The organism is Novosphingobium sp. KACC 22771, assembly GCF_028736195.1.
Taxonomy (GTDB): domain Bacteria; phylum Pseudomonadota; class Alphaproteobacteria; order Sphingomonadales; family Sphingomonadaceae; genus Novosphingobium.
The window spans coordinates 1,166,147-1,179,948 of sequence record NZ_CP117881.1; the positions used below are offsets into that span (position 1 = coordinate 1,166,147).

Annotated in this window: 11 protein-coding genes; 6 read left to right on the top strand and 5 right to left on the bottom strand. The window is 62.1% G+C overall.

From position 1 onward, the window contains the following. Positions 1–100 precede the first annotated feature (100 nt). Positions 101–1,126: a cupin domain-containing protein gene (locus PQ467_RS05235; RefSeq protein WP_274175491.1), complete on the top strand. Its 1,026-nt coding sequence runs from the start codon at positions 101–103 to the stop codon at positions 1,124–1,126. 118 nt (positions 1,127–1,244) lie between these two features. On the opposite strand, the gene hisD (PQ467_RS05240) is transcribed toward PQ467_RS05235, so the two are convergent. Further along, a complete protein-coding gene (gene hisD, locus PQ467_RS05240) occupies positions 1,245–2,534 on the bottom strand; it encodes a histidinol dehydrogenase (RefSeq protein ID WP_274175492.1) in 1,290 nt (429 codons plus the stop codon). Positions 2,535–2,709: 175 nt separating this feature from the next. On the opposite strand from hisD (PQ467_RS05240), the gene PQ467_RS05245 reads away from it, so the two are divergent. Next, entirely contained in the window at positions 2,710–3,762 is a 1,053-nt protein-coding gene (locus PQ467_RS05245; protein ID WP_274175493.1) for a LacI family DNA-binding transcriptional regulator, read from the top strand. A 222-nt stretch (positions 3,763–3,984) separates the two neighbouring features. Then, positions 3,985–6,282: a TonB-dependent receptor gene (locus PQ467_RS05250; RefSeq protein WP_274175494.1), complete on the top strand. Its 2,298-nt coding sequence runs from the start codon at positions 3,985–3,987 to the stop codon at positions 6,280–6,282. Between the two features lie 136 nt (positions 6,283–6,418). On the opposite strand, the gene PQ467_RS05255 is transcribed toward PQ467_RS05250, so the two are convergent. Genes PQ467_RS05255 through hisD (PQ467_RS05270) form a run of 4 tightly spaced genes read right to left on the bottom strand, consistent with a single transcriptional unit; the run spans position 6,419 to position 10,576 of the window. After that, positions 6,419–7,687, bottom strand: coding sequence for an amidase (locus PQ467_RS05255; RefSeq protein ID WP_274175495.1), 1,269 nt, complete (start codon positions 7,685–7,687; stop codon positions 6,419–6,421). A 22-nt stretch (positions 7,688–7,709) separates the two neighbouring features. Further along, a complete protein-coding gene (locus PQ467_RS05260; RefSeq protein WP_274175496.1) occupies positions 7,710–8,468 on the bottom strand; it encodes an HpcH/HpaI aldolase family protein in 759 nt (252 codons plus the stop codon). A gap of 11 nt (positions 8,469–8,479) precedes the next feature. Next, a complete protein-coding gene (locus tag PQ467_RS05265; protein WP_274174612.1) occupies positions 8,480–9,244 on the bottom strand; it encodes an SDR family NAD(P)-dependent oxidoreductase in 765 nt (254 codons plus the stop codon). Between the two features lie 3 nt (positions 9,245–9,247). Continuing rightward, positions 9,248–10,576, bottom strand: a complete 1,329-nt coding sequence (hisD, locus tag PQ467_RS05270) for a histidinol dehydrogenase (protein WP_274175497.1) — start codon at positions 10,574–10,576, stop codon at positions 9,248–9,250. Positions 10,577–11,500: 924 nt separating this feature from the next. Between hisD (PQ467_RS05270) and PQ467_RS05275 the strand changes: the two genes are divergently transcribed. The 3 genes from PQ467_RS05275 to PQ467_RS05285 all read left to right on the top strand — a co-directional run bounded on the left by PQ467_RS05275 (position 11,501) and on the right by PQ467_RS05285 (position 13,719). Next, a complete protein-coding gene (locus tag PQ467_RS05275; RefSeq protein WP_274175498.1) occupies positions 11,501–12,694 on the top strand; it encodes a helix-turn-helix domain-containing protein in 1,194 nt (397 codons plus the stop codon). 82 nt (positions 12,695–12,776) lie between these two features. Next, a complete protein-coding gene (gene parA, locus PQ467_RS05280) occupies positions 12,777–13,424 on the top strand; it encodes a ParA family partition ATPase (RefSeq protein WP_274175499.1) in 648 nt (215 codons plus the stop codon). 4 nt (positions 13,425–13,428) lie between these two features. After that, a complete protein-coding gene (locus PQ467_RS05285) occupies positions 13,429–13,719 on the top strand; it encodes a ribbon-helix-helix domain-containing protein (RefSeq protein WP_274175500.1) in 291 nt (96 codons plus the stop codon). The last annotated feature ends 83 nt before the right edge of the window (positions 13,720–13,802 follow it).

The following is a 13,802-nucleotide window of genomic DNA, read 5'->3' on the forward strand; positions in this document are numbered from 1 at the left end:
GAGATGGCCTAGCACAATTGCATTCGAATGCAAGTGGTGATGCAAGTTTCAGTCGCAAAACCACCCGAATTTTCGCTATCACCACAGTATGGAGCAACCTGTGACCCAATGGACAAGCGAGGCTATGGCTGCCCGTTTGGTGCGATACGCCGATCTCGTGCCATGCCGCACCGCCTTCATCGACACCCGCACGCCCGGATCGACCGAGAAAGAGAATTTCACGATCATCGGCCCCGGCGTTTCGGAAAGCGCGGATCAGTTCGTCCATATTTCCCAGCCGCACGGGTTCAACATCGGCGGCGCGCGGCAGCCGGGCGGCTGCGTCAATTCCCAGCACAGCCATGACACGGCCGAAGTGTTTGTTGTCCATTCGGGTCATTGGCGACTGCTTTTCGGCCCCAATTGCGAGGACGGATCGCTTGAAGTCGGGCCTGGCGATGTTGCTTCTGTTCCGACGCGCATGTTCCGCGGGTTTGAAAAGACCGATGAAGGCACAGGCTTTTTGTGGGTCGTTCTGGGGCAGGATGAGCCGGGCAAGGTGACATGGGCGCCTGCGGTTCTGGAGGCGGCGGCCGATTTTGGTCTCAAGCTGGCCAAGGGCGGGCGGTTGATTGACACCAGCACCGGCGAGTATCGGCTGGAGGATATCGAGCTGGAAGAGGGCATTGCGCTGGACGCGGCTGCGCAGCTCAAGACGCCGCCGCTGGAAAAGCTGCTGCAATGCGTGGTGGCCAAGGGCAGCGCTGTGCCCAATCCGGCGTCCGCGCTGTCGGGCGAGGGCGTGGCTGAAGCCGGCGTCATCGTGCCCACCGCCACCAGCGACGGTTTCCCCGCCGGGCCTATCTCCGGCTGGTGGCCGCATGGGTTCAATCTGCGCCAGTTGACACTGCAGAGCGGGGCCTATGTGCCGATGCATACGCGCGCGGAAGAGGAGGTCATCTTCATCCAGTCCGGCACGCTGGAGGTGAGCTGGCCCGAGGGCAGCTTGATCATGGGCGCAGGCGATACGTTCACCACGCCGATCGGCATGCCGCGCGCGTTCCGCAACACTGCTTCGGTGCCCTGCGAGGCGGTCGTGGTGCGCGGCGGCGAAGATCCCGCGCGGCCGGTGTTTGTCGAGGGTTGATCCTGCGGCGCGAACGTTAAAAAAAGGGGGCGGACCACATGCCATGGTCCGCCCCCTTTTTGTTTGCACATCGGCCGCAAGGTTTGGCTCCGGCGGCGCGCGCCGGAGCCCCGGCACCTTAGGTGTTGAGCCGATTGAAACGGATGGCCGCCGCTTTCTGATGGCCTTCGAGGCCCTCGCTGCCGCTCTGGCGGATGGCGGGCGGGGCGACGACGGCAATCGCCTTGTCTTCCAGCCATTGGTGGGTGGCAATCTTAACATAGGACCCGACCCAGAGCCCACCGGTATAGCGCCCCGCGCCCATGGTGGGCAGCGTGTGGTTGGTGCCGACATTCTTGTCGGAATAGACCACGCTGGCATTCACGCCGATAAACAGCGAGCCGTAATTGTTCAGCTTGGCCGCCATGCCATGCGGATCGGCGGTGTGGACTTGAAGGTGTTCGGCCGCCACGTGTTCGGAATAGGCGATCATCGCCGCCTCGTCCTGACACAGCACCACCTCGCCATAGTTCCGCCAGCTTTCCGCCGCGACTTGCGCGGTGGCCAGAGTTTCGAGCTGGCGCTCGACTTCCTTGACCGTGGCCTCGGCCAGAGCGCGATCGGTGGTGATCAGGCCGACGCGGGTGCGCACGTCATGCTCGGCCTGGCCCAGCAGGTCGCAGGCGATCAGTTCGGGATCGCCGCTGCTGTCGGCCAGAATGAAGATTTCGGAAGGACCGGCCAACTGGTCAATGCCCACGGGGCCGAAGACCTGACGCTTGGCTTCGTTCACAAAGGCGTTGCCGGGGCCCATGATCTTGTGAACCTGGGGCACGGTTTGGGTGCCATAGGCCATGGCGGCAATAGCCTGCGCGCCGCCGATGCGGAAAATGCGGTCAGCGCCCGAAAGGTGGCAACCCGCGATCATGGCGCGATGGGCGTTGGGCGGCAGGCAGGCGACGACTTCGCTGCAACCGGCGACCTTGCCGGGCACGATGGTCATGATCGGCGCGGAGAGGAGGGGGAAGCGACCGCCGGGCACATAGGCGCCCACGCGATCAATCGGGATCACGCGATGGCCCAGATGCAGGCCGGGGATGGGTTCGACCTCAAGCGGCAGGATGGTCGAAAGCTGGGCTTCGGCAAAGCGGCGCACATTGTCGATGGCAAATTCGGTATCGGCGCGGGTTTGCGGGTCCAATTCATCCAGCGCGGCAAGGCGATCCGCATGGCTCACCTCGAACTGCTCAAGGTCGGCCTTGTCAAACTGGGCGGAATAGCGGCGCACGGCGGCGTCGCCTTCGCGGCGCACATCGGCCAGCACATTGGCCACTAATCCTGCGACATCATGGCTATCGACGAATTGATCGCGGGCGGGGGCCTTGATGTAGGTGGTGGTTTCGGCGAAGCCCTGAGGCGCGGCAGTCATGGAATTCTCCCTTGTCACTTTGGGTGCAGAGTGATCTAGGTATTGCATTCGAATGCAAATGTCACCTGTGAATCTGCATCAATTTTTGCATGGGATTTGCCCAAAAGGGCGAAGCTGGTTAAGTGAGCCGAGCCTTTGATTGCCAGCGCTATTGGCCAGAATGATCGGTTTGCCCATGCCCAAGCCCAAGACCACGAAGAAATTGACCTCCAACGTGATGGAAAAGGGCCGCCGCCCCACCTCCTATGACGTTGCCCGGATCGCGGGTGTCTCGCAGTCGGCCGTTTCTCGCTGTTTTGCCGCCAATGCCTCGATCGCTCCGGCCAAGCGGGAGCTGATTTTGAAAGTGGCGGCCGAAATCGGCTACAAGCCCAATGCCTTGGCGCAGGCGCTCATTTCCAAGCGGACCAATATTGTTGCCCTGATCATTTCTGCCCAGACCAACCTTTATTATCCCGAGGTTCTGGCCGAATTGAGCACGCGTTTGAATGAACGCGATATACGCGTCCTGCTCTTTGCCCTCTCGGCGGAAAGCGATGTGGATGATGTGCTGGATCAGATCTGGCGCCATTCGGTGGATGGTGTGATTTCGGCCGCGCGCCTGTCGGCGGCCCAGGTGGCGCTGTTTGCCGAGCACCGCGTGCCGCTGGTCCTATATAATCGCGTGGCCACGGCGGCGCCTTCGGTGCGTTGCGATTCGATCTCTGGCGAGCGGGATCTGGTCGAGCAATTGCTGGCGGCGGGCCACCGCCGGTTTGGCCTGATTGCCGGACCTCGCGACAATTACGTTGGCGAGGAGCGGCGCATGGCAGCGCTTTCCACCCTCTCGCAATCCGGCATTGACGATGTGGCGGAAATCAAGGGCGACTTTTCCTATCGCAGCGGCCATGCCGCGATGCATGAATTGATGCAGCAGTCGGGCAAGCTGGATGCGGTAATTGCGGTCAATGACTTGATGGCGATCGGTGCGATGGATGCCGCGCGCCTTGATCTGCGTCTCGATATTCCCAAGGACATTTCGATCGTCGGCTTTGACGGGGCCGGGCCTGCGCAATGGGGCAGTTATGACCTGACCTCTGTGCGGCAGCCTGTGCGGCGGATGACGGACGCGGCGGTTTCGATGTTGATCGAGCGGATCGAGGATGGCAGCGCGCCGCCCGAACAGCGGCTTTTCGCCGGGGAATTGCTGCGGGGCAGCAGCGCGCGATTGGGCGTTGAGATAGTTTGAATTCGAAGCCAATTTTTTCGGCTGATTCGGGTGGATTTTTCGGGCCATTTTGTACGCAAAAATGCGAAGTCCGAATGCTATTTTGAAAAATCACTAAAAATCAATGATATGAATCAGTGCTGCCCATTGGTGAATTTGTGACTTCGAATGCAAAAAATTATGGACAGGTCGCCAGGCTGCCGATAGGTTGACCCCATCAGATAAAACTCAAGGGGGAATTCGATGTTCACTCGCCACATGCTTCGCGGCGCTTCGATTATTGCACTTGTATCCTGCTCCACGCCGCTGCTCGCCGCTGAACAAGGTGATGAGGCTTCGCCCGCCAAGGGTGGTCTGGGCGAGATTGTGGTGACAGCGCAGCGTCGCTCGGAAAATCTGCGCGATGTGCCCATCGCCGTGACGGCTCTCTCGGGCGAGGCATTGGCACGCTTGCACGCCAACAACATTTCCCGCGTCGAATTTGCCACGCCCGGCTTCACATGGGGTTCGCAGGGGTCGGATTCCTTTCCCGCCATTCGCGGCGTGCGCACCAGCCTGGTTTCGGCCCAGACCGACCCGGTCATCGGCTTTTACGTGGACGGCATCTATCAAAGCCGCACCCAGCAGCAGTCGGTGCCGCTGTTCGACGTAGCCCGGGTTGAAGTGCTGCGCGGGCCGCAGGGCACGCTTTACGGCCGCAACACCTTCGGCGGCAATGTCAGCATCATCTCTGCGCAGCCTGAAAAGGATCTGGGCGCCGGGATCAACATCGACAAGGGCAATTTCAATTCCGCCCGCATCGACGGCTATATCAACGTGCCGCTGTCCGACACGCTGCAAATGCGCGTCTCGGGCGTGTTCCAGCGTCACGACGGCTATGTCCGCTCGACCACGCCGGGCGTTGTGCTCAATGACCTGAACGAAAATGCCCAGCGCGTGTCGCTCAAGTGGAAGCCCAACAGCAAGCTGGAAGTCACGCTGCACGCGGGCAGTTGGCGCCGCGATGATGCCGGCGCCGGTTCCTATGGTTACAAGACCGCCGGCACGTTGATCAACACGGCCACCGGTTATCAGTCGATCAACGGCTCGGGCGTCGCCGTCAATCCTTCGGTGCCCAATGGCAGCCCCAATGTCGCCGGGCGCGATGTGGGCCTTGCGGTCACGGGCGGTGCCTGGACCAACGACTGGGATTACCAGCCGTTTGAACATATCGCGCAGGATTATGTGTCGGGCCAGATCGCCTATGATCTGGGCTTTGCCACGGCCAAGTCGATCACCGGCTACACCCATTTCCGCGCGCATCGCAGCGCCGACAATGATCAGTCGAGCAAGGTGTTTGAAGCCTATGGCTATGGTTCGGGCATTCAGGAGCCCAACACCAAGTCAGCCGCTTTCTCGCAAGAACTGCAGCTTGCTTCGAACGGCCGCGGGCCTCTCGAATGGCTCGTTGGTGCCTATTATCTGAAGGACTCGATCTTCGAAACCTATCAGCAGAAGATCACCGCGCCCGGCGCCACCACCACCGGTTTCAAGGCGGATTCCGACATTTTCACCACCGCCACCGCGCTCTACGGCCAAGGCACCTATGCCCTTGTGCCCGACAAGCTGAAGGTGATTGCGGGTCTGCGCTATTCGCATGAAAAGAAGTCTTTCGTCTTCTCTGACTATGCCGACGCGGCGCCCGGCACCTATAATTTCATCACCCCCTATGTGGTGACGCGTGGCGCGCCCAGTTTCAACAGCTGGACCTGGCGCGCGGGTCTGCAATACACGCCCAGCCGTGCGGTGATGGTCTATGCCACGGCCTCCACCGGTTTTGCCTCGGGCGGGGTGAACGATACGGGCGGCAGCAGCCAGATCCCTGCCTCTTATGCGCCGCAAAAGGTCTCGGCCTATGAAGCGGGTGTGAAGGCCAAGATCCTTGGCGGCAAGGGCCAGTTCGAGGCCTCGGTGTTCTACAACGATTTCTCGAACCTGCAGATCAACGTCTATACGCCGCTGGTGTCCTATTTCGGCGCTGCGGGCAAGGCGCGCAGCTATGGCGGCGAAGTGGCGCTGCGGCTCAACCCGGTGGCGGGCTTGCATATCGACACCACGGTGGCCGTGATGGACGCCAAATACACCTATTACGTTTCGGGCAACAATTTCTACGGCCTGTCCGATGGCACCGATCCCGTCTCGCTCAATCTGGCGGGCAAGAAAATCCCGCAGTCGCCCAGCTTCAAGTCCACCGTGGCGGTCTCCTATGACTATGACATGGGGCAGGCAGGTACGCTGGCGCCGATGGCGACCTGGCTGCATTCCAGCAGCTATTACACGACCGACCGCAACACGGTGCTCGATTATCAGAAGGCCTATGACAAGTTCGACGCCTCGCTGCGTTGGACCGATGCGAAGGGCAAGACTTTCGTGGAAATCTATGGCGACAATCTGACCAATGAGGCGGTGCTGCTGAGCGGCGTGATCGGGCGGCGTCAGCGTATTCAGGTGTCTTATGGCGCTCCGCGCACCTATGGCCTGCGGGTCGGCACCAAATTCTGAATGAGGGCAGGGACCGTGGGCGGCGGAAAAGCGCGGCCCACGGTCCCGCAAATGCTGTGATAACCAAACAGGGCGGCCCGACCGGTTGGTGGGGCCGCCCTTTTAGCGAGCCAAGCGGACGAACTCAGGCGTTGCCTCAGGTATTGCCCATCAGCCGCGCCAGCGCGAAAATCAGCCCTTCCTGCCCGGTGGGCGCCAGCAATTCCGCTCCGATCGGCCGCACGGCACCATGCGGGGCCACCGGCACCGTGATCGCGGGCCATCCGGTGCGCGCGGCCAGTTCCGGCGCCCATCCGCCCTTGGGATTCGCCAAATCCTGGGGAATGACGCGCATGGTGGGATAGAGCAGCCCATCCAGACCATAATGGCCCATCGTGTCCTTCAGCAAAGCGGCAAGCTGATCATGCCGTTCGAGCACGCGGCCCGCCGCATCAGGATTGGCGCCCAGTCTGGCTTTCAGCACGGCGCTATAATCCGCCAGATATTGCCCACTTTCCAGAATATCCGCCAAGGAGGCGGGAGCAGTGCCCGGCTGGAAATTATGCGCAAGATAGGCGTTGAAGGCCGAGGCAAACTCGACATCAACGATATGGGGCCCTTCGATCAGTGCCTCCAGCCCCTCGACCCGTACAGGGTCGATCAGTTCGACACCGTGGTCCCAGAGGCGTGACGCGGCCGCCTCGACCGCTGCAACAATGGACTGATCTTCACCATAGGCCTGACGCAAAAGCCCGATGCGCAGCCCGGCCACAGATGGCGGCAGCACGACTTTGCCGCCCATGGCCCGATAAAGCCGCAATGCGTCATCCACATTGCGCGTGATCGGGCCAACGGTGTCGGTGCTGGGCGCAAGCGGGGCAATGCCTTCCATCGAAAGGGCTCCATGGGCGGGGCGAAACCCCACCAGCCCATTGCAGGAGGCCGGCACGCGTATGGATCCGCCGGTGTCGGTGCCCAGCGCGCCATCGGCATAGCCGCAGGCGACGGCCACCGCCGATCCTCCGCTCGATCCCCCGGCGGTCGCATGAGGGGCAAAGGGGCAGAGGACATCCCCGCCGAGCGAACTGCGCGAACGGATTTCGAAGGAGAATTCGGACAGATTGGTTTTGCCGATGATCAGCACCCCAGCCTCGCGCAGCTTGCGCAACACCGCGGCATCCTGCCGGGGCATGGCGCCCGCCAAAGCCTTGCAGCCCGATGTCGTGGCCATGCCCGCCACATCAATATTGTCTTTTACCGCCAGGATGAAGCCGTGCAGCGGTTTGCCTTCGATCGAGGCTTTCAGGCCGCTTTCCAGCGCCTGCGCCTCGGCCTGCGGATTAAGTGCGAGCATCGCGCGCCAGCGATGATCCTGCGCATGGATCCGCGCGAGGCATGCCGACATACGCTCTTGAACGCTGCCCATCATGCCCGGCCTTTGGCTTGTTTCACCGGCATTGCGCCACCAAACGCGCGGCGCCATCCAGCATAAACCCGTGATCGGATCCTAAAAGGAACAGGCTGGCCCCTCTCTCCGCCCAGAACGGAACGTCGCCGGGCCGCGCCAGAAACATGCCCACGCGGCGATTATGGCGCAATCCGGCCGCGCAAATTTTTTCGACAGCCGCCACAACGCAAGGATCATCCTGTGATGACGCGTCATAAGCCACGGTCAGATCAACCCGCCCGACAAAGAGCGCGTCGATCCCGTCAACGGCGGCGATGCCATCCACATTGTCCACCGCCACCGGATCCTCGATCTGGGCGATCACCGTGGTCTGCGTGGCGGCGCGGGCCAGATTGTCGGCCATGGCGCGGGTGGTATAGCCTGCCGCACGCGACGAACCGGCATAGCCGCGCCCGCCCTCGCCATAGCGACAGGCGCGGGCAAAGGCCTCGGCCTGCTCCACCGTGCAGATATGGGGCGCGATCACGCCCGTTGCGCCGCAATCGAGCGCGTTCAAAATATGCTCGGGCGCCGCATGGGGCACCCGCACCAGAGCGGGCATGGCGGCAGCCCGGGCCATGGCAACGCAGCCATCAATCGTGATGCGGTCAAACGGCGCATGTTCGGCGTCAAGGCACAGACAATCCAGATCCGTCAGCCCCAGAACCTCGGTCACGATGGGGGAGGGGGTCTTGATATAGGTGCCGATCAGGCGCTCGCCGCCCAGCAGCCTTTCGCGAAAGTTGGCGCGTTTATCCATGGTCTTATCCTTTAATCCGCGGTCCAACCGCCATCGACGATGAGGCTTGTTCCTGTGATGAGGGCGGCGGCGTCGGAGGCGAGGAAGGTGATGGCGCCCATCAGGTCCTCGACCTGGCCCAGACGGCCCAGCTTGATCTTGGCCAGCACGCTATCGAGGAAGCTCTGGTCCTCGAAGAAGGGGCGCGTCATGGGCGTTTCGATGAAAGTGGGGGCGATGGTGTTGGACCGGATGCCGTGGGGGGCAAGGTCGAGCGCAAAGGCCTTGTTCATGCCCTCGATCGCCCATTTGGACGCGCAGTAAAGGCTGCGGCGCGGGCCGCCGACATGGCCCATCTGCGAACCCATGTGGATCAGGCTGCCCTTCACCCCCTCGCGCATCATCGCCTTGGCGCCATGCTGGGCAACAAAGAAGGCGCTTTTCACATTGAGGTCGAGGACCGCGTCATAATCCTCCTCGCTCACCTCCCACACAGGCTTGGGCCGGTTGGTGCCCGCATTGTTGACCAGCACATGAAACGCCGGACGCGCGGCAAAAAATGCCTCCACCGCGCCCAGATCGCCCACATCCAGCACCGCCGCCTCGGCCCGCCCGCCCTCGGCGCGGATCGCGGCGGCGCCCGCCTCGATCTCTCCGGCCGAGCGCGCCACCAGCGTCACCGCGGCGCCCGCCTGCGCCAGCGCGGCGGCGGCGGCAAGGCCGATGCCCCGCCCCGCCCCCGTCACCAGCGCGCGCCTGCCCTCCAGCCCAAAGGCCGGCGTCTGCGGCAGGCCCATGGCTCAGGCCACCGTCAGGTCGCTGGGCGCGGCCTGCCCGGCATAGGGCACATCGCGGTGGCCATAGCGGCGCACGCGGATGTTGGCCTGCTCGCCATGCCCGGCAAAGCCTTCGAGCGCGCACAGGCGGCTGCAATATTCGCCCACCAGCGCCGAGGCCTCATCCGTCGTGACGCGCTGATAAGTGCAGGTTTTCAGGAACTTGCCGACCCACAGCCCGCCGGTATAACGCGCCGCCTTTCTGGTGGGCAGCGTGTGGTTGGTGCCGATCACCTTGTCGCCAAAGGACACATTGGTGCGCGAGCCCAAAAACAGCGCGCCGTAATTGGTCATGGCGTTCAAGAAATAATCGGGGTCGGCGGTCATCACCTGCACATGCTCGCTGGCGATATCGTCGGCGATTTTGACCATCTCCTCATAGCTTTCCGCCACGATCACCTCGCCAAACGTCTCCCACGCCTTGCGGGCATGGTCGGCGGTGGGCAGGATTTCCAGCAGGCGCTCGATTTCCTTCATCGTCGCGCGGGCAAAAGCCTCGCTGTTGGTCAGCAGCACGCCCGGGCTGTCGGGCCCATGCTCGACCTGACCCAGAATGTCGGTCGCGGCCATTTCCGGGTCGCAGCCCACCTCGTCGGCGATGATCAGCGTTTCGGTGGGGCCGGCAAACAGGTCGATGCCCACCCGGCCAAACAATTGCCGCTTGGCCTCGGCCACAAAGGCATTGCCCGGGCCGACCAGAATATCGACCGGATCAATGGTCTGCGTGCCGATCGCCATCGCGCCGATCGCCTGAATGCCTCCCAGCGCATAGATCGCATCGGCCCCGGCCATCGCCTGCGCCGCCACAATCGCGCGCGCAGGCTTGCCCTGAAACGGCGGCGCGCAGGTGATGACGCGCGGCACGCCCGCCACCTTGGCCGTGATGACCGACATATGCGCCGATGCCAGCAGCGGATATTTGCCGCCCGGCACATAGCAACCGGCATTCTGGATCGGCAGATTCCTGTGGCCCAGCACCACGCCGGGCATGGTCTCGACCTCGACGTCCTTCATGCTCTCGCGCTGGATCCGGGCAAAGTTGCGCACCTGCGTCTGGGCAAATTCGATGTCCTTGCGCTCCTGGGGCGAGAGGCTGTCGACCGCCGCGTCAATCTCGGACTGGGAAAGGCGATAATCCTCGCGGTCCCAGCCGTCGAACCGGATGCTCATCTCGCGCAGCGCTGCATCCCCGCGCTGCTCAATATCGGCCAGCGCCGCCTCCACAATCTCGCGCACCTTGCGGTCGCCCTGCGCCTTCGCTTCCGCAGCCAAGCCGCGCTTGAGGTAAATCATGGTTTTTCTCCCAATTGCATTCGGATGCAAAATAAGGGCTTCCGCGCACTTGTCAAAGCGCTTTCTGAGCAATCGGGCCAATTGATGGTTCTGTAGGACAAAATCTTCGATAATCACTGAAAAATTTGGTCAGCCCTGAGTGTGGGGCGAACGCTCAGGGCTGCATGGAAAAGGTCTATGAATTCGAAGTCATTCCATGGCCGATAAGGCCTGCCGCAGATCGGTTTGCACCCATGCCATCGTACCCGGCCACCGCTTCCGTCGCTCAACAAAATCGGCAATCTATCGAAGCGCTTAACACGCATTCAGTCAGTACCTTAACCAACGGATGTCAGAGACTTTCGATGGCGTAATGTGCCGATACCATCAGGGCCGCATGGAAGAATGTTTTTGATGCAGCTAAAGGCAAGCCATTTGAGGGCAGCGCGGGGAGGCGAAATCCGTCCGCTTTTCCCGATGATCCCGCGCAATGGGCGTTGGCCAAATTCTAAATGGAGATGTCGGAGAGATTTCTCTCAATCCAACCATAAAATCCTGATCTGTCGAGGATTTTATGGTGGGCGCGACAGGGATTGAACCTGTGACCCCACCCGTGTGAAGGGGATTGGCGATTTCGCGTAAGTGATTTGAAATTACGCGATAAAATCAAGCCTCCAAAATTGCCGTGTACGAGCTTTGTACGAGAGCTTCTGATGTACGCTCTGCCTGCGTACGCAAAAGCCTTCCGTGGGCATTGTTTAGCACAAATCGCGCCTCGCGTCTTGTCCAAACATGACCCCGGCAAGGGGGCCCCGCCTGACAAACGAAAAACCGCTGGAAGGGCGGCAACCCTTCGCAGCGGTTGTTGGAATAGCTGTGCGGCTATAGCGAAATCTTATCGCTCTCAAGACTGCGTGACAAGCATCATTGGTGAGGAGGGGCACCATGAGCACCACCCTTGCCCATAGGGGGCTACCAGCGGGCGTGGGGCGCTTCGATCTGCTGCGTCTGTTCGAGCAGGTGGCACGACCGGGCTTTGGCCTGTCCTCCACCGCCGTGGCGCTGGTGCGGCACTACGTCCTCAAGACCATGGACGGGGATTACCTGTCAGGCCGCATCTGCGCGGTCTGGACGCAGGCGCGCCGATTTGCCGAGCAACTGGGCCTGACGCCTCGCTCGATCAATTCAGCCGAGCGCGAGTTGGAGCAGGCTGGCTTCATTGTCCGCAACGCCGGTATCAACGGTGAGCGGGCTGGCGACAGGCAGGACGGGATCGTGGTCTGGGCGGCGGGAATCAATCTGGCCCCGCTGGTCGAGCGCTTTGCCGAGATGCAGGCCAAGGCCGAGGCATTGGAATTGCAGGCCCGCGCCATCCAGCAATGCCGCGCCGAGATCCGCCAGTTGGGCCAGCGCATCCGTGAGGCAGGCGACGAGGATCTGCGCGAGCGGGCCGAGACCATCCTGCCTGATGGCCGCACGGCGCGGATCACCAGCATCGACCGCCTGATTGCCATCCGCGAGGCCCTGTCCGCCATGCTCGCCGCCATCGAATCCGCACCCGAACCGGAGCCCCGTGCACTGAAAACTTCCGACGCGCCGGAAGAAAACTGCGCACCCAATATACAAGACAAAAACTCATCACGAAGGCGTACCACGCGGCCCAGCGATCCGCTTGAGCGCATCAGGCCAGCGACCGCGCTGGTCGTCGCCACCGAGAGCTATCGCGGGGTCGTCGAGGGGCTGGGCGGGCCGACCTGGCCCAATCTCGTCGAGGCGTCGTGGCGCAGTTGTGGGCGACTTGGCATCGCCCAAAGTACTTGGGGCCGGGCTTGTCAGCAGTTCGGGCGGGAACGGGCAGCGCTCAGCGTGTTGCTGATCGACAGGAATGCCGAATTGCCGCTGGGCCATCGCTATCGGGTGGGATCACCTGCGCGCTGTCTGGCGGGTATGATGCGGAAATCAGGCTCGGCAGGGGTGAACCTTGCGGGGCTTTTCCAGGCAACGAAGCGGAATGCTCAGCAAGTGCCGTCAGAAGCTCCATTGCTTGAGCTGGCGATCGAGCCGCAGGCTGGGCCTTTGGCGCATCTCACCGCGAGGCTGATGGCCAGCATGGAGCGGCGCGTCGCACCGGATGGTTGAACCTGTCCAGCATCTCACGCGTCCAAAGGTCCATTCTCTCTCAAGCCCACACGTCCACATGTAAATGGGCAAGGAAATCATCATGACCATTATAGCCATCGTCAGCCAGAAGGGCGGATCGGGCAAAACCACCCTGTCGGTCAATCTAGCCGCCGCTGCCGAAGCGACGGGTGCCGTCGCGCTCATCATCGACACGGATCCGCAGGCCACCGCCAGCCAATGGGGCGCATGGCGCGCGGACAAGGCGCCGGAGGTGATCGACAGCGCCCCGCCGCGTATTCACGCCAAGGTTGATGCGGCCAAGGCGCAGGGGGCGACCTTCATCGTGATTGACACGCCACCCCATGCCGACAGTGCGGCCAGCAGGGCGGTTGAGGTGGCCGATCTGGTACTGATACCCTGCCGCCCCAGCGCCTTCGATCTCGCGGCGATCAAGACCACGGTCAGTCTGGTACGCCTGTTCGACAAACCTGCGTTCGTCGTCTTCACCGCTGGCCCGCCTCACGCGCCGCGTATGTATGAGGAGGCGGATGAACTGGTGCAGGGCTTCGGGATCGGGGCTTGCCCGAATATCCTGCCCGACCGTGCTGTCTATCGTCATGCCAGCGCAGCGGGCGCATCGGTCGTCGAGTTCGAGCCTGAGGGCAAGGCAGCCGCAGAAATTGCTGCGCTTCACATGTGGACCATCGCACAGGTTACAATGCCGACAACCGAACATGAGGGAGTGTGAATGCATGAGCCGCTTTGCCAACTTGGCCGACAAACCCAAGGTAAGCCCCAAACTGCAACCCCAGCCTGCCGCGCCCAGCAATGAAGAGGCAGCCGCTGCAACAGTGTCTGTCAGTACCCCGCCTCGATCGAGCAGTCGTGTCGGGCTCAAGGCCATCGCTGCCTACTTTTCGCCGGAAATGTCACTGGCCATGCACATCTGCGCTCGCAAGCATGGCCTCAGCCTTCAAGAGCTGATGGCCGAGGCTTTCGATGATGTCCTCCGCAAATATGGGCAAAGCCCGGTGGGGGAGTGATCCGCCTTGGGCTGCTTCAGGCGTTCATCATCAGAAATGGGGGAAGTATTTCCTCTTCCACAAGAGCGGCAAGACTTTTGGAA